Source organism: Candidatus Nitrospira nitrosa (assembly GCF_001458735.1).
In the GTDB taxonomy this organism is placed as follows: Bacteria; Nitrospirota; Nitrospiria; order Nitrospirales; family Nitrospiraceae; genus Nitrospira_D; species Nitrospira_D nitrosa.
Genome location: NZ_CZQA01000008.1, coordinates 522,665 through 547,926 on the forward strand (window position 1 = coordinate 522,665; position 25,262 = coordinate 547,926).

The 25,262-nt window shown below is 55.4% G+C and carries 21 protein-coding genes; 7 read left to right on the forward strand and 14 right to left on the reverse strand.

Annotated features, from left to right (window positions below):
• Positions 1–6 precede the first annotated feature (6 nt).
• On the forward strand, positions 7–753 hold the full coding sequence (locus COMA1_RS11350) for a Tll0287-like domain-containing protein (protein WP_141654311.1): 747 nt from the start codon (positions 7–9) through the stop codon (positions 751–753).
• 65 nt (positions 754–818) lie between these two features.
• On the opposite strand, the gene COMA1_RS11355 is transcribed toward COMA1_RS11350, so the two are convergent.
• Complete coding sequence (locus COMA1_RS11355) at positions 819–1,088, reverse strand: YtxH domain-containing protein (protein WP_090748490.1); 270 nt, start codon at positions 1,086–1,088, stop codon at positions 819–821.
• 445 nt (positions 1,089–1,533) lie between these two features.
• Between COMA1_RS11355 and lgt the strand changes: the two genes are divergently transcribed.
• A complete protein-coding gene (lgt, locus tag COMA1_RS11360) occupies positions 1,534–2,355 on the forward strand; it encodes a prolipoprotein diacylglyceryl transferase (RefSeq protein ID WP_090748493.1) in 822 nt (273 codons plus the stop codon).
• Positions 2,356–2,390: 35 nt separating this feature from the next.
• Here lgt and COMA1_RS11365 read toward each other — a convergent pair whose 3' ends face one another.
• The 4 genes from COMA1_RS11365 to COMA1_RS11380 form a co-directional block, all read right to left on the reverse strand.
• On the reverse strand, positions 2,391–2,768 hold the full coding sequence (locus COMA1_RS11365; protein ID WP_090748874.1) for a metallopeptidase family protein: 378 nt from the start codon (positions 2,766–2,768) through the stop codon (positions 2,391–2,393).
• A gap of 24 nt (positions 2,769–2,792) precedes the next feature.
• Entirely contained in the window at positions 2,793–6,143 is a 3,351-nt protein-coding gene (locus COMA1_RS11370) for a UvrD-helicase domain-containing protein (RefSeq protein WP_090748496.1), read from the reverse strand.
• Complete coding sequence (locus tag COMA1_RS11375) at positions 6,136–9,327, reverse strand: PD-(D/E)XK nuclease family protein (RefSeq protein WP_090748499.1); 3,192 nt, start codon at positions 9,325–9,327, stop codon at positions 6,136–6,138. Before COMA1_RS11375 ends, COMA1_RS11370 begins: the two co-directional genes overlap by 8 nt.
• 179 nt (positions 9,328–9,506) lie before the next feature.
• Positions 9,507–9,776: a glutaredoxin family protein gene (locus tag COMA1_RS11380; protein WP_090748502.1), complete on the reverse strand. Its 270-nt coding sequence runs from the start codon at positions 9,774–9,776 to the stop codon at positions 9,507–9,509.
• 239 nt (positions 9,777–10,015) lie between these two features.
• Between COMA1_RS11380 and COMA1_RS11385 the strand changes: the two genes are divergently transcribed.
• The gene (locus tag COMA1_RS11385; RefSeq protein ID WP_090748505.1) at positions 10,016–10,990 is read left to right on the forward strand and encodes an endonuclease/exonuclease/phosphatase family protein; all 975 of its coding nucleotides are present in this window, start codon (positions 10,016–10,018) and stop codon (positions 10,988–10,990) included.
• Positions 10,991–11,051: 61 nt separating this feature from the next.
• Here the strand turns inward: COMA1_RS11385 and COMA1_RS11390 are convergent, their stop codons facing one another.
• Together COMA1_RS11390 and COMA1_RS11395 are read right to left on the reverse strand one after the other, a co-directional pair.
• Complete coding sequence (locus tag COMA1_RS11390; RefSeq protein ID WP_090748508.1) at positions 11,052–11,477, reverse strand: putative toxin-antitoxin system toxin component, PIN family; 426 nt, start codon at positions 11,475–11,477, stop codon at positions 11,052–11,054.
• Positions 11,474–11,698 carry a hypothetical protein gene (locus COMA1_RS11395; protein ID WP_090748511.1) on the reverse strand — a complete coding sequence of 75 codons (225 nt, stop codon included), beginning with the start codon at positions 11,696–11,698 and terminating at the stop codon, positions 11,474–11,476. Before COMA1_RS11395 ends, COMA1_RS11390 begins: the two co-directional genes overlap by 4 nt.
• A 419-nt stretch (positions 11,699–12,117) precedes the next feature.
• Between COMA1_RS11395 and COMA1_RS11400 the strand changes: the two genes are divergently transcribed.
• The 3 genes from COMA1_RS11400 to COMA1_RS11410 all read left to right on the forward strand — a co-directional run bounded on the left by COMA1_RS11400 (position 12,118) and on the right by COMA1_RS11410 (position 14,890).
• Positions 12,118–12,321 carry a DUF3817 domain-containing protein gene (locus tag COMA1_RS11400; RefSeq protein ID WP_090748514.1) on the forward strand — a complete coding sequence of 68 codons (204 nt, stop codon included), beginning with the start codon at positions 12,118–12,120 and terminating at the stop codon, positions 12,319–12,321.
• A gap of 105 nt (positions 12,322–12,426) precedes the next feature.
• Positions 12,427–14,136: an Eco57I restriction-modification methylase domain-containing protein gene (locus COMA1_RS11405; protein ID WP_141654313.1), complete on the forward strand. Its 1,710-nt coding sequence runs from the start codon at positions 12,427–12,429 to the stop codon at positions 14,134–14,136.
• Positions 14,126–14,890, forward strand: a complete 765-nt coding sequence (locus COMA1_RS11410; protein WP_090748518.1) for a PaeR7I family type II restriction endonuclease — start codon at positions 14,126–14,128, stop codon at positions 14,888–14,890. The genes COMA1_RS11405 and COMA1_RS11410 overlap by 11 nt, the downstream gene beginning before the upstream one ends.
• Positions 14,891–15,195: 305 nt before the next feature.
• On the opposite strand, the gene COMA1_RS20640 is transcribed toward COMA1_RS11410, so the two are convergent.
• From COMA1_RS20640 to COMA1_RS11440, 6 genes are all read right to left on the reverse strand, one after another.
• Complete coding sequence (locus tag COMA1_RS20640) at positions 15,196–15,447, reverse strand: hypothetical protein (RefSeq protein ID WP_141654314.1); 252 nt, start codon at positions 15,445–15,447, stop codon at positions 15,196–15,198.
• Entirely contained in the window at positions 15,444–17,003 is a 1,560-nt protein-coding gene (locus COMA1_RS11420) for a DEAD/DEAH box helicase (RefSeq protein ID WP_090748524.1), read from the reverse strand. The genes COMA1_RS20640 and COMA1_RS11420 overlap by 4 nt, the downstream gene beginning before the upstream one ends.
• A gap of 249 nt (positions 17,004–17,252) precedes the next feature.
• Positions 17,253–18,356, reverse strand: a complete 1,104-nt coding sequence (locus COMA1_RS11425; protein ID WP_090748527.1) for a DNA topoisomerase IV subunit A — start codon at positions 18,354–18,356, stop codon at positions 17,253–17,255.
• A 6-nt stretch (positions 18,357–18,362) separates the two neighbouring features.
• Positions 18,363–20,447, reverse strand: a complete 2,085-nt coding sequence (locus tag COMA1_RS11430) for a DNA topoisomerase VI subunit B (protein WP_245631013.1) — start codon at positions 20,445–20,447, stop codon at positions 18,363–18,365.
• 118 nt (positions 20,448–20,565) lie between these two features.
• Entirely contained in the window at positions 20,566–22,809 is a 2,244-nt protein-coding gene (locus COMA1_RS11435) for a WD40 repeat domain-containing protein (protein ID WP_141654315.1), read from the reverse strand.
• Between the two features lie 4 nt (positions 22,810–22,813).
• Complete coding sequence (locus tag COMA1_RS11440) at positions 22,814–23,368, reverse strand: DUF4124 domain-containing protein (protein ID WP_176698001.1); 555 nt, start codon at positions 23,366–23,368, stop codon at positions 22,814–22,816.
• A gap of 466 nt (positions 23,369–23,834) precedes the next feature.
• Here COMA1_RS11440 and COMA1_RS11445 point away from each other — a divergent pair, with 466 nt between their 5' ends.
• Positions 23,835–24,347 carry a HugZ family pyridoxamine 5'-phosphate oxidase gene (locus COMA1_RS11445; RefSeq protein ID WP_090748536.1) on the forward strand — a complete coding sequence of 171 codons (513 nt, stop codon included), beginning with the start codon at positions 23,835–23,837 and terminating at the stop codon, positions 24,345–24,347.
• Between the two features lie 119 nt (positions 24,348–24,466).
• Here the strand turns inward: COMA1_RS11445 and COMA1_RS11450 are convergent, their stop codons facing one another.
• The gene (locus COMA1_RS11450) at positions 24,467–25,033 is read right to left on the reverse strand and encodes a hypothetical protein (protein ID WP_090748539.1); all 567 of its coding nucleotides are present in this window, start codon (positions 25,031–25,033) and stop codon (positions 24,467–24,469) included.
• Positions 25,034–25,262: the final 229 nt, after the last annotated feature.

The window sequence follows — 25,262 nt, forward strand, 5'->3', positions numbered from 1 at the left end:
GTGTTCATGATCGTCTTATCGAACGGATTACGATTGCTTGGTTTGATCCTGCCGCTTCTCTGTCCCCAAATCGGCTGGACGGAGGATTCGCCCAAGGAACATGAGAATACCGCACACCTTCTGACCGCCCTGCTCAATGCAGGACGTGTCGTCGTCCACCAAAACCAAGCCTTGATCAACGATCCGAGCAAAGGGGATAAGAAATTTACGCCCGAGATCTTTGAACGTCTACTCCGTGACGAGTTTTTCCAGCAAACCCACATCGATCTGAAACATCCGCCCTCGTCGTTGATGTCTTATACCAAGGAGCTGTTGGCCGCGCTGCTTCTCGCGAGTAAAGAGGTTGTGGGAGACGCGCAATTCGTGATCAATCAGCGCGGAATCGGATATAAGAATTTCATCCCGGCAACTTTCGGCAGCCAGACCGCACGGAAGTTTTCCAATCGATCACACGTGACGATCAAACAAACGACCCTCACTCCGAGAAACCTAAAAAACACTCCTGATCCATACGAGGAAGCAGTCCTGAGGCAACTTGCCCGTCAGACAGCCGTGACCAGTCCAACCGTTGAATGGATCAATGGCGGACAGTTGCTCAGGACCATGATGCCGATCTACTATTCGGAAGATTGTCTCACCTGTCACGGAAGCCCCAAAGGAATTCTCGATATTTCCGGCTATCCACGAGAAGGCGCCCAGGTAGGAGAACTGGCGGGAGCAATCAGCATTCAAATTCCCGTGGACCATCGGTAGCAGGCAGCCGGCACCGCCCAGGGGGAGGTGCCAGGCCGAGCTACTACCGATGATCGTCGGGGCAATCAGTTCATCATCGCGACGAGTTGTGGCCGTTCTGCTTCACAACTTTTCTCTTGTTCAGCCTTACGGTTCAGCGCTTCTTCCATTCCTGATTTGACGGCCCGTCCCCAGCGATTGGTCTGTGCCTGTGCCTTTCGAGCATAGCGGCTGATGGTTCGACGGGTCTCTGCACCGGTTTGTGGAGCAAAGAGGAGCCCGAGCCCTGCCCCAATGACCGCCCCACCAGCGATGAATGCAGCTACCTTGGCGACTTGCTTCTGCTGCTCCGACATGGTGAACCTCCTCGTGATGGTGAATGAGCCGGAAGATCGCTTCGCACCCCGTTTCTCTTGGAAGAACTATCAGCATGCTCCGTGCCAGGGTCGGACGCGATGTTGAGAAGCAGATTTCCGTGAAAAATCGCGGAGGGCGTTTTTTGTCAATGAGGAGTGACTAATTTTTGGTCTCCTTTTCTCAACAAATCTAGGGACAGCCGTCTCAGAAATCCAACAGCTGTCTCCTGTCGATCCTTGCCTGACCGCCATGGAAGCCGATTTGCCGACCATGAAACGTTAAAGATTTCTCATGGCCGATGCACTTGCATTGATACGTGAGCCTCCGTATTATCCACGGGCAAGTCTTGCCTAGCTCCCTCAGAGTCTGGCACATGACTGCTGGTTCGTGTTCCTTTATAAAAAACGGCACGCTCTTGCAACGGACGGTCTTGGAAAACGATTGATGGCCCCTCCAGCCGCGCTCCCGTATCCCAATCTTGACCCGATTATTGTCGCCCTTGGCCCCATTCAGCTTCGCTGGTACGGGCTGATGTACCTGATCGGACTCACCGCCGCGTATTTTCTCATTCAACGGAATGTGACCCGGAAGGAGTTGCCAATCCGGAAGGACCAGGTCTATGACATGGTTGTCTATGCTGCCTTCGGCGTGTTTCTCGGGGGACGGATCGGCTATACGCTCTTCTATAATTTTTCATACTACAGCCAAAACCCCCTGAAACTTCTCGCAGTTTGGGAAGGAGGGATGTCCTTTCACGGTGGGCTCCTGGGGACGATCATCGCCCTGATCTGGTTCAGCCGGAAGCAGGGGATTCCCGCCTACACCGTGGCGGACCTTGCGGCCTGCGTGACACCGATCGGCTTGGGGTGTGGACGAATCGGGAATTTCATCAATGGTGAGCTCTTCGGCCGGGCAACCGATGTCGACTGGTGCATGGTCTTTCCCGGGGGAGGGCCTGCCTGCCGCCACCCGTCCCAATTGTATGAGGCGACGCTGGAAGGACTCACGCTGTTTACGGTCCTCTGGTGGATCGACCGCCGCCCGACCCCACCCGGTACCCTCTTCTGGACCTTCATTACCGGGTATGGCCTCAGCCGACTCATCGTCGAGCTGTTCCGTGAACCGGATCAGCACTTGGGGTTCATTTTTGGACCGATCACCATGGGCCAGATCCTCTCAGTCCCTATGGTGCTGGTCGGGATCCTCATGCTGATCTTGGGCTATTACAAAGCTGCGCCCACCTACGCACCCTCAGCCAAGTCTTAAGTTTCGGGTTTCGAAACTCGCAACTCGAAACTGGTTTAATATGGCATCTCGTCATCGTCCAGGCCCACATGGTGGCCGAGTTCATGGACGACAGTGTCGTACACTTCTTGAACCACTTCTTCCGGACTCTCGCAGAGACGGAGAATTGGACCGCGGTAGATCGAAATCCGAGGTGGCGGCTCCCCTCCCGACCTAAAAAATGAATCAGCCGCGAGCGACTGGCCCTGGTAGAGCCCGAGCAAATCATCCTCACTCTTAAGCTCCAGATCTTCAAGAACGTCCTTCGGCGGCTCATCCTCGACGACCACGGCGATCGATTCCATCAATTGGGCATAGGGAGGCGGTAGGTCGGCAATGGCCTGTTGAACCAGCTCGGCAAAGGCCTCGGAAGACATCTGGTCATGCCTGGCCATATTCAACATCTCACAATCGACAACTCACAACTCTACAGCCATCGCACAGCGCAAGAACAAACAATGAAATCGCGGCTCCAGTTTCAAGCTTTGTCGCACCGCTGCTTTGTAAACTTCTCCCTGCGTTCGATACTGCTCGGCTCGAACTACCGCCTGATCAGATGAAACGACATCCGTCTTATAGTCCGCGATCCAGAGTTCTCCGTCGAATCGATAGAGAAGATCCATGACCCCCTCCATGACCTGCCGATCACCCCAGGGCATGGTGAACGGAACTTCACGGCCCACAATCTGGGACGACCGAAGCCTGTCATAGAGAGGTGACGCCCCAAATGTCGTAAACAGTTCATGAAGTGAGTCCGTCATGGCTGGAAACAGAGTCCGTTCTTCCGATTGGAGTACCTGTTGAAGGACGGGATCGATCTGCTCAATCAATCCACTCGGTGGGGACGAGAACTCCCACCGTTCCAAGATCCGATGCGCGGCAATCCCTGTCAGTCGTCCCACGTCACGGAACTGACCGTTTTGAGCGGGAAGAGGCTTGCGCGGTTTTGCTTGCCGAGTTAATGCAGTGGGCGTCAAATGCCAGTCTGTCTCCCCGACAGCACTCCACCGTTCTCTCCGCTGCTGCCACAGTCTGGCGATTGACGTCACATCGATCGAGATAGCCGGATCCTCAGGTGAGCATGACTGGCGCTGCCAGGTTCGCTCCGGCGCATGCACGATGCGATGGGGAATGATACTCGCTCCAATCGAGAGTTGCTCTGTGGTCATCTCGCCAACCTGCCCGTCGCCAATTTTCTGCAACCATTGGAATGTCGTTTCCCCGACCGATCGGGCCACTTTCCCACCAGACAACACCAACAGCTCCTTGGCCCTGGTCATCCCAACGTAGAATACTCGCCGTCGTTCGGCCTCTTCTCGTACGGCAAATTTTGCCTGAGCCAGGACCGCCCCGATCGTCCGTTTTGACCCGAGGGACAATCCATAGATGCCGCTCGACCAATCATGTGCCACATGTGGCACCGTGCGGTCCCGTCCTGTTCCTTGGTGCATTCCCGGCAAGACCACGATAGGGAACTCGAGTCCCTTGGCCTTGTGGATCGTCAGTATTTGCACTGCATCGGAAGATGCTTCAGCCAAAGGACTCTCTGCCTCTTCCGGTTGTTCGTCCAAGCGCGTCACCATCAACTCGATGAACGCACTCAAGGTCATCGTGGCCCGTTCGGCAAGTGAGGCGGCAGTTTGTTTCACTTTCAACAAATTGGCGACGGCCTGTTCACCATGCAGGGAAGCAGCCGCGGCCTCCAAGAGCGGGAGCCGATCGAAGATCAGTTGGATCGCGTCAGCCAGTGGAACCGAGGGAATGGCCTGATGAAGCCAATCCAATTGTTCATAGAGACGGCGAATCGCCGCAGCCCTTGGGTGGTCGAACGAGTCGAGACTTGTCCAGAGCTTATATTCCAATTGAGAAGCCTCATGGAATTCAAACACTTCGCGATCCGTCAAACCGCCCAACGGGGAACGCAACAGTCCCGTCAGGGCAATGCGATCATGCGGATGGTCAAGCACTCGCAGCACATTCACCAGATCGATCACTTCCTGGCGACGATAAAAATGCTTTTCCCCTTCAATAACATAGGGAATGTTGTGCCGGCGTAGGGCGTCGAGATAGGCATCGGCCTGAGTGAGCTTTCGAAAGAGCAACGCGACGTGGCCTGCCACAGTATGAGGGCGTGAGAGGATCTCATCCCTCAACCACCTCGCCAGCACTTCCCCTTCGGCTCGCACGGCAAGATCCGCGTCAAACGGTTCATTCCCCTCAGCCGGAGTCGTCACTAAGAGCCGGACTCCCGCCTCCATCGTTGACGGGCGACGTTGTGGGCGCACTTCAAGCCGGACATTGGCCGGTTGCACGAGTGGGTGCTGGACAAAGAGTCGGTCAAAGATGTCGTTGATCGGGTTGAGCACGGCTGCGGCGCTGCGAAAATTCGTCGTGAGCGTTTGGATGACACCACCGCCTTGGGTGATCTTGTCGACCACCCGGTCGAAGGCCTCAATGTCTGCTCGACGAAACGCATAGATCGACTGCTTTGGATCGCCAACAATAAAAAGCTTCCCGGGATCCAGCCTCATGTCTTGCCATGCGGTCTCATGACAGCCGAGCTGCTCTGACACCGCAAGAATGATTTCATACTGAATCGGATCGGTATCCTGGAACTCATCGACCAACACCGCCCGATACTCTCGCTTGATCCCTTCCCTGACTCTGGGATGCGCGTGAAGGAGACCTCTCGCCCTCGCCAACAGGCCGTCAAATGACAACCACCCTTTATCCACGAACGATGAGCGGATCGACTCAATCAGGGGACCAAGGAGCTTCAGCAAATCCCCGAACAGCAGATGATCGACATCCAAAAGGGACTGACTGGTTTCGATGAGTCGTTTGGCTTCTTGAAATTCTGATTCATCCCAATCCTTGACCTTACTTCCGATGTCCTTACTGAGCCAATCGCGAGTCGAGACATCCAACCGTTGTTGGAGAGCGCAGGGGCATTCGTTCACCACCTGAGTCAGCAACGAGAGACCGGCCCCAAGCATCTCCTCAATCTTTCGTCGCTTGGGACGATCGTAGGTCTTCAGTAATGCCTGAGCCTTGTCTGCACGTTCACCAACCCACCGAATGACACTCGGATTGACTGAGCCCTGGGCCAGCTGTGACTGCACAACGTTGAGATCCACCAGTTCGCTGCAGAGTGCATGGGCAAGGGTTTTGACCTCTTCGAGAGTCGTCACCTCCAGCAGGCGACGCCACTGATCATGGTTCGAGCCTTCTCGGCTCAACTCCTGATCGATCCACACATCCCACGCTTGCGTGAAATGCTCTTCGAATCGCAAGCCGTCATCTTCTTGAAAATCTGGATCGACACCGCTCTCCAACGGATGCAAGCGCAGCAGGTGCGCGGCAAAACTATGCAAGGTCCCGATTTGGGCTTTCTCGATATCGGCCAATCCAGCACGGGCACGCGCCGCGATCTCACTTCTCGTGAGCCCGTACCGTTCTTGCAGATCCTGAGCCGAGACGGCTCCACCGTCTTGTAGTCGTGCCCCATCGGTTCTCGGATCAGCCAGCCAGGTCAGTCGCTCACGCAAGCGCACTTTCATTTCCATCGCGGCTTTGTTTGTAAACGTGAGGGCGACCACCTGCGTGATGGACACTGGGCGTGGCTCTTTCATCACCAGATGCACCAGACGATTGACCAAGAGCGTCGTCTTACCGGTTCCTGCCCCAGCAATCACAACCAGGTTCCGGTCGAACGTCGTCTCAGCACCCTCACGGGCGGCACGATCAGAAATCTCGTGCTGATTACTCATCCTGCACCTTCATCGTTCTTAAGGATCGAAGATCTTTGGATTCCGGTGCACGATAGGACCGCCACCAGGTCAGCTGATGCTCGCGCCGACAGGCCACCCGGTACTCACAAGTCTCACAGTAGGTGCCCGGCAGGATAAAGAACTGGCCGGCCTTGAGGCCGGTCACCAGACGCTCGATTGTATCCTGGAGCAACGCGCCCGTGTTGCCGGACCAATCCCGTGTGGCGAACATCGAGCGATCGATTGGCTTTGACCAGTTTGGGGCCACAAAGAGCAGTTGCACTCCTTCAGTTGTTCCTCGCTCACCCAAGTCCAGTCGAGCATAGAACGGCGGCTGCAATCGATAGCCTCGAACCGCCGACTGGCGAAGATTCCGGTCCTCCGTCTTCATGGCGCTGCCGGTCTTGTATTTGTAATCGATGATTCGCAGGATTCCGCTGTCTCGATGTCGGTCGAGACGGTCTAGACGGCCTTGAATCTTCAGACCGACTGATTCCTCCTTGACCACAAGCGACAAGATCCCGGACGCCTCCTGTTCAAAGGCAATCGGCTGGTAAGGCAGCTCCGCGTAGGCCGCTTGATCGGAAGAAATTGTTGCGAGTACTAGGGTAACGGCCTGTTCCTTCGAAAATTCCCACAAGAGAAAATGCCCGGGTGGATACTCGCGCTCGCACTCCGCAGCCGCCCGTACCACGGCCTCCTCAGCGACTCGACGAACGCTGTCGCCCGGCAAGGCAGTGGCAGGCCATCCCTTTTCAACCAGCGATTCATACGCGCAGCGTAGTGCCGAGTGGAGCAGAATGCCCAACACCAGGGCATCGGGTTCTTTCCCTATCGCCAAACGAACCGGTTCGAGATGTAGCACGTCCGTCCCAAAATACTGGAAAGGACAGCGAGCATACCGTTCAAGCGGGGTCGGAGCCACCCCTCGTCGCATCATCCGTGACCAATGGGATGGGAGCGGCCCGGTCTGCCCATCGAACGGTGTGAGCGACGGCACGTCCTGTTCGATAGCCGCCACGGCCACCATTGCATGACTCCACAACTCACCATCTTCTCCCATTGCCTGAAAGAATGAAGCAGGATCCTGCCCTTTCAGCACCATCCATCTCACTAAATCCCTGAGAGGAAGATACTGGCGTATCGCGGGTCGCTGGGCCACTCGATCTGTTAGGCGGCGTGGAACCGTCTCTACCGGACACTCGAGGTGACCGAGCTGCAGAGAACCCTGCTCGACATAGGGCGAGACCACGGATACACGACCATTTTCATCGGCCCGCTGGTAGGAGAGAAACAACCGCTGGGTTGCAGCCTGACAGAGCAGGGTGAACAGCAACGTCTCCTCGTCGTAACCGGCTAGTTTTTCATCGATCTTAAACCCGAGCGTGCTATCGAGAACCGTACGATGACGGTCGCGCAGAAAGGGATCCTCGCGAATATAACGGGGAAAGTGTTTTTCATTCAGCCCGATGACAAACAACGCCTTGAAAGGAGTCCCGCGGGCGGCCATCGCATCGAGTATGGTCACACCTTGATTGGAGACGGAACTCACCGGCACAGAAGCACGCTCCACCGCATGCTGCAGCAGTGAAACAAATTCGGCCCAAGAGAGTTCTTCCCCCAGCACATCGAGCGACCGTAGCCCCTCCCAAGTCTGTTCGATAGCCTGCCAAATGGAGTTGAATCGCGTATCACCAGGGCTTTTCGTTTCTGAGCCCCCAGCCTCCTGACGAGACAGATGGCGGGAAACCAGCTGTTCAAGCGCGTCCACGTGTCCTCGGATCGTTGCCTGGACGGGCACCGCTTCACAGGATTGGAACAATTCTTCAACGACCTGCCAGCACAAAGCCGCCACTTCCGGTGCCACATCCAGCGATCCTCCCTGGATCTCCTCCTCCCTTTCATCGTGGAGCGTCAGCATGGACTGGCTCGCCCGTTTCACCCGCTCCCATTCACCACGGCCATGGGTGATACGGAGAGCAGAGACCATGGCCTTCCATTGTTCAGGTCGATAGTGGGGGTTCCCCTCTAGTGGCTCGGACGAGCGATAGAGCGGCGAGCCAATGATGTCGAGAACCGTCGTGCCATAGAAATCGTTGATGGGCAGGGACGCCAGCTGCAAGAGAAGCTTGGAGAGCGGCTCATGGATCAGCGGAGTGCCTCCGTTCGTCACGAAGGGAATACAATGCCGATCGAACACGCTTCTCAACAACCCGCTGTAGGGATCCAACGTCCTGCCTACGACGCCGATCTCGTCAAATCGGTACCCGTTTGTCTCGATGAGGTCGAGGATCTGACGACAGGTGAACGCCAATTCCTCTTCCGCCCCGATGACGCTGGAGATCGACAACGTCACAGAGCTGCCACCAATATCCACATCTCGCGGTGGCGATAGGACACAAACATGCGGACCTGCAACCAGCGGGTTGATATGCCGATCGAAGAAGCGTTGCGCGAACATGTAGGCGCTGTCCTGCTCCAGGGGAAAAAATAATGTGGTCTGGACGGTTGCACGTACTGCTTCAAGCAGCGAGAGTTGCACCTGCGTGAGATCGTAAAATCCGTAATAGAACAGATGCGTCAGTGAGGCCAGGAAGGGAGACGATGGAACGAATGGAATCAAGGACTCAGCAAAATCATCATCCGTCCCTACCCCAAGAGTCGTACCTACCTCTTCCACGGCCGCATACAAGGAGAAGAGGGCTTGGAGCTGATCGGATTCATCTTGGCCGAAATAGCCTTCCGTGGCACCTTGGATGGCTGCAGCAGGATCAACTCCGGCGTCCTTTAGGTCACGAATGCTCGACCAGAGGGCTCCCCATGTCCCAGAGGCATGTCCGATCCGTTGAAGTGGTGCTAACCCAGAGGAGCGACTCCTTGTGAGATAGCGGATGAGCTGCTCGAAAAACAGATCGTCAACAAGACGAATTCTCGTCGCCCGATCCTGACCATGGATCTCATCAGCGAGGCGAAGGGCGAACTGGTGAAAGGTAAGAAGGTGCACATTGAGCAGCGCGCAGTTCTTCTCAACACTAAGGAGCCGTTTGAGGCGAGCGACTAACGTGCTTGATGGGACAAGAATCGCAACCTGGGCGAATGGATTGCCAGTCTGTGCCTGCCGGAGCTGGGCAACGAGAGAGGACTCAAGAGATGGATGGAAGCGACCAGTGATAACCCGCAACATGGGGAGTCATTGTACGCTACCCAGTCTCCGGGCCCAAGAGCTCTCCGTTGCAATCGACACAGGCCCAGTCTCCATCGATGAATGACATGGGGTCGCCGCAGATTGGACAGTCGGGAGGAGGGCCCTTATCAATCCGGGGAAGATCTGGTAGCTCAAAATCCTCTTCTTCCATGATGCCTCTACCCTTCTTCCCGTTGTTTCATTTTCAATTGGAGCGCCTTCTCCGCGCTCTCCCGGCTCGGCACACCAACGAACGTCAGCCGCCCATCAATGATCGTCGCGGGCACAGCCCGCACAGAATGCCGATCAGCCAACTCCTGCCCGTCTTTCGTCGTGATATCCACTTCCCGATAAGAAAAACTGTATTTCACCTTCAATTGCTTCCACAAGCTCTTCGCTGATGGGCAGGCCCCACAACTAGGCGACACAAGTAACGTAATGTTTGGCATGATGTTTCCGTACCGATTTTAAACTATTCTGACGGTCGGATCTTAGCACCCGCTCAAAAGTCTGTGCAAGGACGGTCCACTGTCGCCTTCCGGAAATGCACTGGTGGTCGGCCATTCTCAGTGGTTCACAACAGGCTTGTCGAAGTACCTTCCGGAGGCATTGCGATCATCTTTTCCGCACTCAGAGAGCATCGTTGGCCGCTGGAAAGCTTACTGGAATCGGCGTATGGTATTGAGAGATGTTTCGCCGCACTTTTCATATCTTCCTCTGGCTTACCGCCATACTTGGACTCTTCCCGTTGCCGTCAATGGCTGAACCAGGCCAAGGTGCCCCGTCTCGCCTACGTGTCCTCACATACAATCTGCTGCACGATGGAGGATGGTCGGGATTCTTCGAAAGCGGCACGCACCTCGAGGAGCGGCTGGAGATGACTATTCAAGAATTGCGGCGGTTGCAGCCCGATATCATCGCACTTCAAGAAGCCTCAGAGAGCCGGAAGCATGGCAATGTACCGCAACGGATCGCCGAGGCGCTGGGGTATCAGATGGTATTCGCACCGGCCACGGAACGGATCTTCGGCCTCAGTTTGGTCGATAAGCTCATCACCGCAGCCATCGGCTTCAAGGAAGGATCGGCGATCTTGAGTCGATACCCGATCGCCACTTCAGAAGTCTACGACCTGCCCCGCTGTCAGCGTCGACTGGACCCTCGCATTCTCTTGCGGGCTGAGATCACCGCGCCGGATGGGCCGGTCCAGATCTTTTCCGCCCACACCGCAAAGGGAGATGACTGCCAGCTCCAACGAGTCGGCGAGTTGTTCCGTGAACACCAAGGAACGGGACGCGCCATCCTCATGGGCGACTTGAATGCGGGCGAGCAATCCCCGGTCCTCATGGGATGGCAAAAAGAGCCGGGACTCATCGACGTCTTCCGGGCCGTCAATCCAGGTGTATCAGGTGGAACCGTCTGGCAAAATATCTACGTTGATTGGCCCACCACTGATCGTCGCGTCGATTTTATTTTCGTCCTAGACGAAGGCACGGGGAGTAGTCCCGTTGTGCACTCAAGCACGCTGGCCTTTGACCAACCAGGCCGACTCCCGAATGGTGATGCGATCTGGCCATCCGACCACCGCGGCGTGACAGCCGAGATTGAGTTCCTCCCTCTCGACCGTCCACGAATCAGCCGGCTCCCCGACGCAAGCGCTCGTTAACAAGACAGCGTGCTTCTGAGAAAGTTGGCCAGCCTACGACGCTGACGCTACGTTGCAGAGATCAGGCTAGACTGGAGAGTTTCTGCTTAACAAATGTGCCTGGTGAAAGGATTACAATTCCTCGGAACGACCGCAATCGAAGGAGATCGGAATCTCCACTCACAATATAGTGGGCTCGCGCGGCCAGCGCACAAGCAAGCACTTCATCATCCGCTTGGTCGTTAGCGACAACACGCCTGATGCGCTGAGGGTTCATGAGGTAAGCTAATCGTGCGTAATCGGCTGTCAGTTCTGAGGCGCTGACCTGTAGCTCGCGAAGCCGTGAAGCAAACTTGGGACGGGTTAAGACTCCTGTGAGTTCACGGAGAAGTGCAGGAGAGGTATACAGAGTCAGGCGATCGTCTTCCGCAGCGACCAGGATTCTATGAGGACTACCGATCCAGAGCATGGCCGACACGATGACATTCGTATCGGCAACGACCCTCATGCCGAGCGGCGACGTTTCCGATAGGCTTGCACTTCACGCACCACAACCTTCATCGGAAGGGCCCGGCCTCGAGCGCGCAGGGCGAGTGACGAGAGTCGCGGACGCACTTTCTTGATGACCACGGTATCGCCTTCGGCCATCACAAGAACCGTATCATCAGGCTGAAACAGTCGCTTGGGAAGCACGATATGCCGGTCGGCGGCCACCTTCATCATACGCATCGAGCTTCTCCTTTCACGAAGAATCAGCACAGCCCACTATGTGCCACTATAGCCAACAATCCATAAAGTGGTCAAACTTACTCCGTAAAACAAGGACAGGGTGTAACAAAGGGCATGGGAGTCTCATAGTTTACCTTCACACCCCCCTCACCGCGGCGTGACAGCCGATATTGAGTTCCTCCCTCTCGAGCGACATCGGATCAGTAGGCTCCCTGACACAAGCGCTCGGCAGGCGGCTACCACGCTTCGTTGACAGCCCTATCAGAAGTCCGTGACAATGCCCATCTCCTATCCGTTGGCAATGGTGAAACGAAAGAGCGTCACTCATGAGCGAGATCCAAAGATTCAGGATGACAGCCTTGGCCGAAGGCAGTTCATTTCTCGCGTTGCTGTGTGTGGCGATGCCGATGAAGTAACTGATGGGAATGCCGAGAGTCGTCACCGTCGTCGAGGCAATTCACGGAGTCTTGTTTCTACTCAACATCGGCCAGTTGGCCAAGCTACGAACCACATACCAATGGGACAACAGGTTTTCGTTCCAGGCCTTTCTGGCGTCTCTTCTCCCGTTTGGGCCGTTTGTGTTTGATAAACACCTTCGTGAGAAAGAAACCGTCATGGGTTGAATCACCAAACCATCCCTCACGAACGAACCTTGAACCAAGCGCGAAGACAAGCTAACATCTCCCCACTTTCTTCTCATCGAATCTCTCAAAGAGATCAGGACCCTCGTGGCAAATAATTATCTTACTCCAGCAGTTTCCACACGAGGCATACAGCTTCCGCTGCTTGCTCCCGTCCGTCATCCATTGCCTATCTCACCCACCGAGTCCAAAGGCGTCGTCTACACAAAGCGTTGGGTGGTTGAACTGCTCCTTGACCTGAGCGGCTATCGTTCGGATGAGAACCTAGTTGACCGCCTAGCCATCGAACCAGCCGCTGGTGACGGGGCATTTCTTGGCCCGATGATCGAACGCCTATTGATGTCGTGCCAAAAACATGGTCGCTCCTTGTCAGACTGCCAGCGCTCCTTACTCGCATACGAGCTGGATGAGAATAGTGCGGCTCGCGCACATGCAGCCGCACAAGCCACCCTCATTCATCATGGCACACCCGGCCCTCAAGCAAAAGAACTCGCCGACGCCTGGGTTCAAACCCGAGACTACCTGCTCGATGCCGACCACCGACAAGCTGATTTTATTATCGGAAATCCTCCATATGTGCGCCTTGAGGATATTCCGGAAGAGACCGCCTCGGTATATCGAAGCACCTATCCGACGATGCGAGGACGAGCCGATCTGTATGTGGCATTTTTCGAGGCTGCCCTTCGGCAACTAAAGCCCAACGGGGTGTGCTCATTTATTTGCGCAGATCGGTGGATGCGCAATCAATATGGGGCAGAACTACGGCAGCTCATAAGTTCGGCATACAGCGTTGAAATACTCCTGAGCATGCACCACGCCAATGCATTCGATGATGACGTGGACGCCTACCCGGCCATCACGGTGATTCGATGTAGCACACAGCAATCAACAATTGTGGCCAGCGCAAATCATGAGGCCGAACACGTTCAGCCTGGCCAATTGGCGGCAACGCTCAAGACACACAACCGAACTTTCCTACCCCAAGGCATTCATCGCGCCGTGGTCAAAACATGGTTCAAGGGATCCGCCCCGTGGCCCTGTCATTCGCCGGAACAATTGGCGCTGCTTCGGCGCTTGGAAGACCAATTCCCCCCTCTTGAACTGAGCGCCAGGGTGGGAATAGGTGTGGCCACCGGACATGATCGCATCTATATCACAACAGATCCTGAGCTGGTGGAGTCTTCACGCCTGCTGAAGCTCGCACTTGCGAAAGATCTAACAGCTGGGACAGTGCGATGGTCCGGGCACTATCTCGTGAATCCATGGAAAGCCGAGGGACTCGTTGATCTGAGAGCTTATCCGAAGTTACAGGCTTACTACGAACATCACGCGGCTGCTCTGAAGAAGCGCCATACAGCGGAAAAGAGCGCCGACAAATGGTACAAAACAATCGACCGCGTCAACCACACACTCACCCATACACACAAACTGTACATCCCGGATATCAAAAATGCCCTCGAGCCAGTCTTAGATCGCGGTGAAACATATCCGCACCATAACCTATATTTCATTCAATCGGATGTTTGGGATCTGGAAGTCCTCGGCGGTCTCCTACTGTCGAAGGTCGGACAATTTTTTGTCGAATCCTATGGAGTCCGCATGCGTGGCGGCTATTTGCGTTTCCAAGCGCAGTACCTCCGTCGAATTCGAGTCCCTGCACCTCAGGCCCTCCCCACAATCCATTCACTTAAATTGAGAGAGGCCTTCCGACTTCGTGACAAGACTCTTGCAACCATAGCAGCGTTGGATCTGTATGAGATCGATGCACGAACAATGGAGGCTGCGCTTGAACATTGACAAGAGACTGCAAGCCGCCGTCCAAAATTACTGGAATGCCCGTCGGAAAAATAAAGAGAAACAGGTCCAATCAGGAAAAATTGACGCCGGAACTCGCGGCGAGGTCACAGGCGGAACTCAGATGGGTGCGCTGGAAGTCTTGGTGTCTGACATCCTGTGCGACGCCGGGCTGAAAAAAGTCGATATCCGCACAAGAACCTCGCTTGAGCTACCAGGCTATTTCAGAGCCACAAAGAAATGGGATCTCATCGTGGTCTCCAACGATGTGTTGGTTTTGGCCATGGAATTCAAATCACAAGCCGGGAAATCGATCGGCAACAATGTCAACAACCGGTCTGAGGAGGCGGTCGGCAGTGCCAAAGATATCTGGACGGCCTTCCGGGAAGGCCGATTCGGTCAGTCGCCTCCTCCCTTTCTGGGGTATCTGTTCCTTTTGGAGGATCGCGAGAACGTCAAAACCCCCGTTACTAACAAGGAGCCCTACTTCCCCGTCGATCCCGAATTTCGAGGGGAGCTATACCTCAAGCACAAGACATCCCTTCAGCGATATCACGGGGTCTCCTACAGCAAGCGATACGAACTCCTATGCCGCCGTCTGGTGCTGGAGCGGCTGTATAGCGCAGCCTGTTTCATTATGGCCACAAATTCTCCGAAAACAAAAATTACGCAACCCGCTGAAGATCTCAACTTCCATCGATTCGTTGCCGCTCTCCGAGGGCATGTCGTTACATTCCTGGGAAGCCAAAGCATGTAAGCCATAAGCATGAGTACATGGCCTACTTCCACTGCGAGAAAAAGCCGCAACAAACTGATCGTGTCAAACCAGTTCAGATTCCTATGGCTCCGCTTTTTGCCTCAACGGATTTGAGGCCATCACCGCCTTTCATTATAACCCCGCTCCGGCCAACATTCGAGCAATGCGATGTGTCTGTGAAGAGACTCAATTGTCACATGATCAACACGACTGCCGGTGTGCGCGATCAATTTCACATTCACGCAACAAGACATTTGACATATCGATGTCTCATCGATACGCTCTACTGCATGCGTACAACAATTCTACTGGATGACTAATTCCTCAAATCGGCTAAACGCTTGGCCTACGGCATCGTCAAATCGATGACGGCCGTCATCGAAGAGTCGCTCCGCCAAACACTGACCCAACGATCCACCACCAAACGAACCAGAAAACCGGTGAAGCTCACGACCGTTTCCGGGCTCGGAGTTCCCCCCGGCGTTGATTTGGACGATTCTGCTGCCCTCCTTAATTTGAAGAACTCGTGGTAAGTCCAGTCTTCCTACACCAATCACCGTTTTCCGTCGTACCCCCGATCCTTCCACTTCTCGAGTAATTGAATGCGCTTCTTGAGCTGTTCCACCGTTGCTTGATCGACACGGCTCCCGGTGCGGGCAATGAGTTCCGCATTCAGGCGGCGATGATCAATGCCGCTGGTTCTGGACACGGCGCTGACAAGCAATCGATGAAGATCTCGTAGGTCTTGTTTCTGTTCATAGAGCGAGACCGCCGGTTCCGTCACGACAGCCGTATCACCTTCCGCTCGCGTCTCCTCTTCCCCAATCAGGCTATCCATCCGAGCCACGGCCATCAAAGGCACATACTCATTCGTCGAGACCGTCACCCGCCCAAAGAGATCCCGCTGCCCTGCCGGCATGATCTCTTCCAACACATGATCGCGCTCCGCCTTGATCTGCTTGGCATAGTGCACCAAGACAGGATCTTTCGGCAGATAGAGCCAGGCCCGTTGCGGCTTCGGCAACCCCTCCTGCATTCGAACGAACCGGCCTACGACCTGCCGGAAATACATTTCCGTGATCACGTTCGTGCCATACACCCCAACACGGAGTCTTGGAATGTCGACACCCTCACTGACCATGTTGACCGCCACCAACCATTGTTGCTTCTTATGCGTGGCAAACTCTTCGATGGTACGTGACGCAGCCGGATCATCCGACACCGCCACCTCTGCCTTCGTCCCGGTCACGCGGGCAACCAGCTCTGCCACCCAGCGTGCATGGTCCTGATCCATACAGACAATCAGTCCACCGGCATCCGATTGCTCTTCTTTCCGAAGGCGCGTCAGTTGGGCATGGGCATCGGTGATGACGGGGCCGAGCCAGGTGTCTTGCAGGAGCGCCGTTTTCAACCGTTCACGTTGCCGATTGAATTTTAACCCGTCCTGAAACGTCGCCTGATGTTCACGGCCGTCGGACAGCCAGCTCAGCTCACCCTCATAGCTTGGGAAGACGATCGGCCGACAAACATTGTCACGGATCGCCTCGGTATACCCATAGGCAAAATCGGCTCGGCTTTCGTCATGCTCATATCGAATAAATGGAATTGGATTGTTGTCCGACCGGAACGGCGTACCGGACAAAATCAATCGAAAGACTGCCGGCTCGAATGCCGAACGAAGCGCCTTCCCCCAGTTCTTCCCGTCACCGGCATGGTGCAACTCATCAAAGATGAGCAGGGTTTTTTTGCTCTTGCAGACCCGCTGAAAGGTCTCCGGAGCCAGACAAACTTGCTGGTAGGTGACCACTGCACCATGGTAGTCGGAAGCTTCCGCCGGCTGATCGTTGGTCAGAGTCGGATCGAGCTGCAGTCCGATCTTCCCTGCGGCTTCCGACCATTGTGTTCGAAGGTGATTAGTCGGGCAGACGACCAGCACCCGCACTGCGGCCTGCTTGGCCATAAACTCATGCGCGACGCGTAGGGCAAAGCGAGTCTTACCCGCGGCAGGGGTAGCCATCGCCAGAAAGTCTTTCGACTGATTGGCACAGACCGCAGACAAGGCTCGTTGTTGCCAGTCACGAAGGGAGGCGGTCCAGGCAGGTAGTTGCTTCATGGCCGATGCACGGTGTTACCGGTTCGCAGAAGGAGGCTAGCCCACATTATTCAGACGGTTCGTAATGAAACCGCCAAGACGCCATGCGAGACGGGCACGCGGAGCGCTGAGAGACCGAAGCATACTTGAAACAGTATGTTGAGGTCGCGAAGGGGCGAGCCTGCGCGCCTGGCCATGATAAAACCATGGCCAGGCTTGTCGTAGCAGCGTATCGGCGGTTGTAGTAGAAGCGGTCATGAATAGTGCGGGCTAATCCAACCAATCCCGTTCCTGAAGCTTCTTCGGTAGGTATTTCTTGGTCAGGTACTGGAAATCTTTGTTGGCTAACGCATCAAGCTCGTATTTCAATCCACTCGCCAGCATACGCTTGATCTCCGCTTGCCAGGCCGGCTTCTTGAACCACTGATAGTTCAACAATTCCTTCGCACGGGCGATATCCTTGTCGTTGAGCTTGATGCCGACATTACGCGGCAGCTCATAGTTCTCTGGATCGGCACTCGACAGGCCCACGAACTTGGCCTTCGGAATGGCCATCCGTTCGCTCTCAAAGGCCAGGTTGATCGATCCCTGTTTGACCACGGAATAGATGTAGTATCCCCAGGGATCGTTATCGACCAGCACATAAACCGGTAACCGATGTTCCTCGTGCAGCCGACAGGCTAAACGCCGTACACCCCGAGGAGGCTGACCGTTTCCGGTCAGGAGGATGCAGTTATAGCGACGCCAGAACTTGTCCTCCGAGAGCCTGTTCCACTGCGTGCCCTTCTCGACGAGCAACACGAAGTCCGCCGTGCAGCGCCGAATCTCCAGATACTCCGGCTCGACGATCGAGGGAACGGAGTAGCCGCCCTTGCCGAGCTTCGAACAATCGACACGGTCCCCGTCATCACCGAAGATCACCGGCCCCACGATGCTGCCTCGATTTTCGGCACTGACATGGAGCTCCTCGCGAAGCGCGGCGAGCGACACCTCGAGATCCTCAATGACCGGATCGGATTCGTCCTGGGCATCGAAGGTATTCTCGTGAGAATCTTTGATCGTGTGTTTCGTGCGGTAGTAAATTTCTCGAAGCGACGTCGTGAGATCGGCGCGCTGCAACTCGGAGAGCGCATCCGCGACCAGGACCGTCTGCATGAAGCGCTTCGCCATACCGACGTTGAAGAACGACCGTTCCTGCTTCTTATTCCCCATCTCGATGAGGCCCTTCCGTTCGTTGAAGGACACATTCGAGAGGGCACGAATCGGAATCTGAAGCGTTGGATCCTTCGACCGCTCGGCCGCTTGGATGACGATATCCGCCAGACTGATTAACTTTTTCTCGACCACGGTGGGCTGCTTTGTCTTGGTCGTCATGATGTCCTATTTATGTTTCCGAGAAGCGGTGGACTTACCCGGTTTGGCAGGCTTCTTTTTTAAACCAGACTTGCCTGCCAGGAACGTGGTCTGCTCAGATTTTACGGCTACCTTCTTCAGTGATTTCTCAGCACGATGTATGTTGACCGCTTGTTCTTTCGAAGGCGGCGCACTAACAGACGGTATCTCCCCCAGCAAGTCCGATGTGGCTTTCGGCGCCGCTCCCGCTTGATCAGCCTCAACTTGACTGGCCACCGCCGTCTCGCCTTCGATGCCTTCAGCTGTGACGATGATGGAATGCGGCAGCCCTTCAGGACCGGCTCCGGTCTTACCCAAGGCCTGATCAGTTTTTTGGCCGCCGGTGCGGGTAGAAGCGATCTTCTGAAGCTGCGCCTTCAATTTTTCTTTTGGTAACTTGCCTCCCTTGAGCCGATTACATGCCTCAACGACTTCTTCGATATACAGCTCAAAGATATTGCGGCGACGAAACTCGCTCGCAGCCCGTTCTCGACGACGTACGAAGAGGCCGAGCCTCCGGCCACACTCACGAAGCGCCAGCGTGATTTCTTTTTGAATCTCATCGTAATCAGCGATCGCTTCTTTGGACTCGCTTGTAAACGGCACCCACACCGATGCCATATGCACGAAGATCACCATCGGCCCACCAGGCAAAGCTCCACGCGACTGGCTCAGCCCATAGTTTTTCCACGTCGTGCTGAGTACGGCCTTGAAGGTCGAGCAGGCTGATTGTTGATACAACAGGGGCACGCGATTCGCGTACCGAATCACGCGAGCAAGCTCTGAATCTTCCTCGTCGTCTTCACCTTCGGCTTTCGGCATGGTCGGCTGCTGTGGCTTGTGCTGATCTTGTGGCCTGTTGCCATAGGCCAGTCCGGCCTCGATGATGAAGGGATTCCCACGATAGACGGCCGGCGGCCGACTGACGGCCGTATAAAATTCACCCTTAATTTGCTTATAGAGTCCTGAAAGAATGGCCTTCTCACCGATCGGTGAAATGCAATTGGTGGGCGGCGCCATGAGCTTGGTCTCTTGCAGCGTCTTGTAGAGGGTTTCGGCCACAGGTCCCTTGAGCTCGCGTGGCTTGGCCTCAGGTGATACCTTTGCCGCCTTGCAAATCTCCTCGGCGATCTGCGTGGACACCCGACAAAAATCGCTCTCAAGAAACCCGGCAACTGTGTGGCTCTTCGTATCCTGCAGCATCTTGAGCAACATGCCGAACTCGATCCCATAGGGATGCGGCTTGATCTCGCGTGGCTGCGGCGGGAGCTCATGATAGGTGCGCGCGTATTCTTTCGTTTCCCCTTCCGGCATATGATAGATCAGTTTGACGTGGGGATTGGCGATCGAGGTCTGCTCCAACCATTCATCGACCGATGCACGCCCCTTCTGATACTTCCCTTCCACTTCCAGCGTGACTTGCGTACCGCGTGGCTGCTCCCAATCAATCTGCTTATTTTCATGAACCAACGGCTCATTCTTTTTCGTATCGATCTGGACTTCGAAGAAATGCGCGGCGGCCTTCGGTCCGATGCGGGAAATAATCTTGACCGGTTTGCCGGTCGTCAGCTGCCCATACATGCCGGCTGCTGAAATTCCGATGCCCTGTTGCCCACGGCTCATCCGCAAGCGATGAAACTTTGACCCATACAGCAGCTTCGCAAAGATCCGAGGAATCTGTTGGCGAACGATACCGGGGCCATTGTCGGTCACCGTCACACGAAATCGGTTCGCTTGGCTTGCCGCAACCGGTTGCCCGTTTGAGACGACCTCCAGTCGGACCGTCACATCAGGAAGGATCCCAGCTTCCTCGCAGGCATCAAGCGCGTTATCGACCGCTTCTTTCACACAGGTCAGCAGCGCCTTGCGTGGGTTGTCGAAGCCGAGCAGGTGCCGGTTCTTTGTGAAAAATTCCGAAACGGAAATTTCCCGCTGACGAGCGCCCATCTCCACCGCAGTGACCCGTTCCGCTGGTTTCGCTGCGGCTTTCTTGGTCGCGACTGGTTCGGGAGTGGAGCGAGGAACGGAAGATTTCGATTCAGCCTCTGCTGCGGATGCTTTCTTAGTGGCCATTCACCCTCTCTTGAAGACTAGCGTTGATTGTGTGGTATCACAAAACTTATTCGGAAACAATGGGACCGGATGGTGAACACCCGAACCAGAAATAGACCTGTGCTGGAAACGAATGCCTCTATCGAGTGACGGAGGGATCGCGCAGATAGTGAACCGGGGCCATTGTCTCAAGAGACCAGACCAGAATTTTTCGGTTGACCGTCGACACGATCAGGTGCTTCCCATCACTCGTCCAATACAGATGAGACGGCGTCCTGACATGAAAGGTCTTCCGTTTGGTTCGGGCCGACAGATCCCAGATGGAGATACGCTCTCCCACACGAGTCGCGGCCCATCGCTGTTGTGGATCGACGGCTATGGTTGTCCCCAACCCTATGGGCGGTCCATGATCAACCTCCGTATCTCGATTGGTGAAGGTGTCCAGGCTGGCCCACACGGCGTTGTGTTTGGGATCCCAAATCGCAAGCGTCATGGATTTCGGATCGCGGGTTCGCGTGGTCGTCCAGACAAGGGGCTGGTTCCATCCCAGACCGGACCAGACCTCCGGAATACCTGCCGGTTTCTCTACCTCGCGCCAGCTCGCGCTGTCCCACACGAGACGACCGGCTCGCGAGATTGTCATGAGCCACGCCGTCCCATCCAAGAGGCTCAACCCTTCGACGATCTCCCCCTGCCCAGCTCCCTTCTTTGCACAGGCCTTTCCAACACAAGGGGGTGACCGGCTGATATGCACCAGCTCTTTCACAACTGCCCTGGTGACGAGATCCACAATCGACACGTGTGGCTGTTCTCCTGCAATGACCAGAACACGGTTGCCTGGAAGAAATTGCAAGGCGTTGATCTGTCCTTCTCCACTTGTATAAGGGGGAAACTCTCGCCAGCTATGCGTCTCCCACAAACGAATCTCCCCTTGAGTGGTTCCCACCGCCAGGATAACGCCATCGGAGCTGAACGCGAGAGCACTGGCCGGAACAGGCAGTTTCAGTTGACGCAAGAGCATGCCCTGTCCTGGATCCCATATTTTCAGAAACCCGTCATCACTGGCAGTCACAAGCTGGTTTGCACCGGGAGAAGCTGCCACTGCACGCACCGCCATTGTATGAACAAACGCCGGCGCCGCAGTCGGCGCAGGCGAGGCCGCCGGCACCGGGTCTTGGGGCGCCGTTCGTTTTGCCAAGACCTTGGCCTGTGACTGGCCTGGATCCAATACCAGCTCTGGAGCATGTGACGAGACATCCCAAACGGAGACCTTTCCATCCACTTCTGGATTTAGGCCTCCCTGCAACACCATAACCACCTTGGCCCCGGCCGGTGACCATTTCAGCAGTCCCACACGGGTGCCCATTTGACGGCAATCATGTCCACACAGATCCGGCAACATCGTTCCCGTCGACAAGTCCCAAATCTGGAGCGTGGAGAGATGATCCGATTGTCCGACTAGATACTCCCCATCGGCCGTGATATCGACAGTATGCAGATGGCTCGGCACGCGCACTCCCCTCTCATGGTCTTCATAGAGAAACTCCGTCAAGGCGACTAACTTGCCTGTGCCGACGTCAATCAAGGCATAACTCGATTCACCATTCTCAGCAACCACCCGCTGGCTGTCACGCGAGAAGCGCTGAAGCGCCATCTGCGCCCCCGTTCCCTCTACACTTGGCAACGTCGTGCGAGCCGAGACCGTCGCTCCGCTTGTCTCAATGAACAGCACGGCACGACTCACGTTCACCGCAAGGGTGGCGCTGTTCGGTGCAAAGAGAAGCTCCTGCACAATGCCGTCGACGGTCACATCTCGAATGGTCGTCCCTCTCAAGTCGTACAGATGGATCGTATGACCTTGCGCAATCGCCAATTGCCTGGCATCGGGAGAGGCCGCGACCGACGACTGGTCTTTCTTCTGATCCAGCGCGATATGTTTCAGCGGTATAAGCTTCTTGCCCAGCTGCCAGACAGAGACCGCCTCGTTCCCATGACGGAGAATCAGCTGATCGGTCTCACTCGAGTAGGCAAGCAACTGATAGGGTTCGCGCGATTCTGAGGGGATCGTGGCGACGGCAACGCGATTCTTCCAGTCGTAGATGGTGACGCTGTGCCCCACGCACAGGACCCACCCCTCTTGCTTCATCAAGGCGATCTGTAGACAGGGAAGGTCTGGGATTTTCGCCAGAAGCGTCTTCGTCTCCAGATTCCACACCGCTAACTCCTCCATTTGGACTAGGAGGAGCCGGCCGTCATCAGAGAACGCAGCAGAGGCTCTGGAGACAGCCCCCGTCGCATTCTGCGGGGACAACGCGAGAAGGAACAAAACAGTCGCCCATGCGACGGTTCTGATCTTCTGTCCTGGCCATCCATCCATCATCATGGCTTCATTCTGTTGCTTGGCGACCGGAACGCAAGACGCCCGCAGCTTGCTCCTTACCCTTGCGTGTGGAGCGTGAGAGAGACGGGTCTTTCGTCTTGCTCCCCGCCTCTGCGCCGCCCTTCGCGGCCGGCAACACGTCGACAACGTGATCAAGACCCTGTTTATCCTTCCACGATTGGACTGGCGCTCTGGCGTCCCTTTCACTGCTGTCGAAGACTTGCCAAGGACTGGTCAACATGGCCTCAAAAGGGTTGAGCCCTTCGATCGTCAGCTGAATAGGGAGTTCTTCAGTAGCTGGAGAGGTCACGCTGGGGGCCGGAAGCGGGTGAGCCTCCGCACGAGGCGGCTCGGGTGCGGCTGAACGAACTCTGGTCTTCTTCGACAATGCAGATTGCGGAGCCGGCACCGCCGTCAGATTGGATTTCTTGTGCGTACCGGCAGGCGGTGCATCAGTAATGTGGAGAGCCCCCTGTTCATCGATCCATTTATAGAGCTCGGCATAGCTCACGATCGGGCATAAGAGCAGGCCAGCCACTATGCTCAGGAGAAACACGTTCATGATGGAGGAGGACCGCATAACCCACAGAGTGCATCAACCGAACAAAGTATAGCAGGTGCTTCCAGTTGTGCACGTAACTTCGCGTAATTGGATAGCGGCCACGCAAGAGAACAATGGCTCGGAAGAAGGAGAGCACGGGGGAGCGCATAGGGTGGGAGGAGCACGCACCTAACCGAGGACGATCAGGTACGGCGGAGATCTTGGGAGGATTTTAGGCTTCCCAGTCAACGCTGGGCTTGCACACCATCCTCTTTCACTCGACCCCCTTTTGAACCATATTCCCTCGGGGCGTTAACTCCTCCCACTCTGGTACCATAGGCCTCACACTGAAGTGAGTCAAGAGGCAGATGGAATTCGCTTCGACACAAGTGCCACGGTAGTGATTCCTCCTGACAGGTAGTATGTTAATTGATGTTCCGTTGTACGATAAGCCTCAAATTATTCAGAACCGGGAGGGCCATTGCCCATGGCAACCGCGTTGACCAGTGAAAACGTTCACGACGCATGGTCGGCACTAGCGAAAGAAGTTCGCACTGCCGTGCTGCTCACGATGCGAGCCGGACGACCATTTGGATCACATGTGCCCTATGTGTTCGGATCCGACTGGACCAGAGCGTATCTCCATCTCAGCCGCCTGGCACTCCATACACAGCATCTCTTAGCCGATCAACGAGTGTCGCTGTTCCTCGCCGAGCCCGACAGGCTCGAGAAAAACCCGCTGGCATTGCAGCGGATAAATCTCCAAGGCGAGGCAGTAGTGTTGTCGCCCAATGCGCCGTCCTATTCCGCGATGAAGGAACGGTATCTGGAACGGTTCCCTCAAGCTGAGATGATGTTTGGATTTGGCGACTTCGCTCTCTGGGAATTGAGACTCGACGACGCCCACTTCGTACTCGGCTTCGGCCAAGCCTTTATCTCCGCCGCTGACACTCCAGCTAGATGGGTGCATCAGAAAGTTGACCGGCCAGCTCCTAAGTAAGAATAACCCCTCTATTTCAGAATCAGTCGGGTCGCAGATTGATTCTGTGCAGCATAGGAAACACTTCGCTCAGATCTCTGAATGAGCTTTCAGAAGACTTCAAAGCCTACGCCTATTCGTCAATTCATGATTATTGCCCGTTCCCCCCAAGTATATTTGGGCACCATTGGAAATCCGGGAGGTTGTGACGGCAGGTTGTGTGCGGGGAATCTGGAATCTGGCTCAAGAAGGTAAATAGTGCCATCAGCCTCAATTTGATAGTGATATTCGCTCCTGGAAGAGTTCACTCTCCTTTTGTAGTTAGATGGCGGATACACCACATCATACGACCACTTCTTATTCACCGTGCCAGCCCCAAACGGCTGGTATCCTCTGGGACACTTTCGTATCCAGCCGTTACAAGCCACAGGTTGGTCAACAATTCCTGATGAATCCTTTTCAACGGTGGTGACTTCCTTTCCAAGATAAATCTCGATCTCGTAACCGCTGTTGTTGTAGAGAACCATGTCCGGAACTACAAAATCCACACCACATTGAATACCCAGAAGAAGAAAACCCAACACGGTAAAATTTACAACACTGAGGATGATGCCAACTCTCATCCCATCTTTTATAGTCGCTTCATCCTCAAGCGATTGCCGAGTGGCTTCTGCCTTCGGCTGTACAGTAGGACCATCCGCCTTCATGCATGTTCCTCCGATCGAGCGCAACACATCCGTCGCATCACACTTGCTGTTGCGTTCAGATCGGCTCCTGCTATAACAATTTCTAGCGAGAAGCCTACGGCTGGACACCAATTGGCACCAGAGAAAAAAGAATTGGTATCAGGAAGGGTTTCCCGGGGCAGTTTATGTAGAAGACGCGCTACTTACCTGTGTTTCGACGGAGCAGCCCCGAAGAGCTCCCTCGGGCGAA

Excerpts from the sequence above, each read along its gene's own strand:
- COMA1_RS11350 (WP_141654311.1), top strand. The coding sequence starts at position 7 with ATGATCGTCTTATCGAACGGATTACGATTGCTTGGTTTGATCCTGCCG.
- COMA1_RS11355 (WP_090748490.1), bottom strand. The coding sequence starts at position 1,088 with ATGTCGGAGCAGCAGAAGCAAGTCGCCAAGGTAGCTGCATTCATCGCT.
- lgt (WP_090748493.1), top strand. The coding sequence starts at position 1,534 with ATGGCCCCTCCAGCCGCGCTCCCGTATCCCAATCTTGACCCGATTATT.
- COMA1_RS11365 (WP_090748874.1), bottom strand. The coding sequence starts at position 2,768 with ATGGCCAGGCATGACCAGATGTCTTCCGAGGCCTTTGCCGAGCTGGTT.
- COMA1_RS11370 (WP_090748496.1), bottom strand. The coding sequence starts at position 6,143 with ATGAGTAATCAGCACGAGATTTCTGATCGTGCCGCCCGTGAGGGTGCT.
- COMA1_RS11375 (WP_090748499.1), bottom strand. The coding sequence starts at position 9,327 with ATGTTGCGGGTTATCACTGGTCGCTTCCATCCATCTCTTGAGTCCTCT.
- COMA1_RS11380 (WP_090748502.1), bottom strand. The coding sequence starts at position 9,776 with ATGCCAAACATTACGTTACTTGTGTCGCCTAGTTGTGGGGCCTGCCCA.
- COMA1_RS11385 (WP_090748505.1), top strand. The coding sequence starts at position 10,016 with ATGTTTCGCCGCACTTTTCATATCTTCCTCTGGCTTACCGCCATACTT.
- COMA1_RS11390 (WP_090748508.1), bottom strand. The coding sequence starts at position 11,477 with ATGAGGGTCGTTGCCGATACGAATGTCATCGTGTCGGCCATGCTCTGG.
- COMA1_RS11395 (WP_090748511.1), bottom strand. The coding sequence starts at position 11,698 with ATGCGTATGATGAAGGTGGCCGCCGACCGGCATATCGTGCTTCCCAAG.
- COMA1_RS11400 (WP_090748514.1), top strand. The coding sequence starts at position 12,118 with ATGGGAATGCCGAGAGTCGTCACCGTCGTCGAGGCAATTCACGGAGTC.
- COMA1_RS11420 (WP_090748524.1), bottom strand. The coding sequence starts at position 17,003 with ATGAAGCAACTACCTGCCTGGACCGCCTCCCTTCGTGACTGGCAACAA.
- COMA1_RS11425 (WP_090748527.1), bottom strand. The coding sequence starts at position 18,356 with ATGACGACCAAGACAAAGCAGCCCACCGTGGTCGAGAAAAAGTTAATC.
- COMA1_RS11430 (WP_245631013.1), bottom strand. The coding sequence starts at position 20,447 with ATGGCCACTAAGAAAGCATCCGCAGCAGAGGCTGAATCGAAATCTTCC.
- COMA1_RS11435 (WP_141654315.1), bottom strand. The coding sequence starts at position 22,809 with ATGATGATGGATGGATGGCCAGGACAGAAGATCAGAACCGTCGCATGG.
- COMA1_RS11440 (WP_176698001.1), bottom strand. The coding sequence starts at position 23,368 with ATGAACGTGTTTCTCCTGAGCATAGTGGCTGGCCTGCTCTTATGCCCG.
- COMA1_RS11445 (WP_090748536.1), top strand. The coding sequence starts at position 23,835 with ATGGCAACCGCGTTGACCAGTGAAAACGTTCACGACGCATGGTCGGCA.
- COMA1_RS11450 (WP_090748539.1), bottom strand. The coding sequence starts at position 25,033 with ATGAAGGCGGATGGTCCTACTGTACAGCCGAAGGCAGAAGCCACTCGG.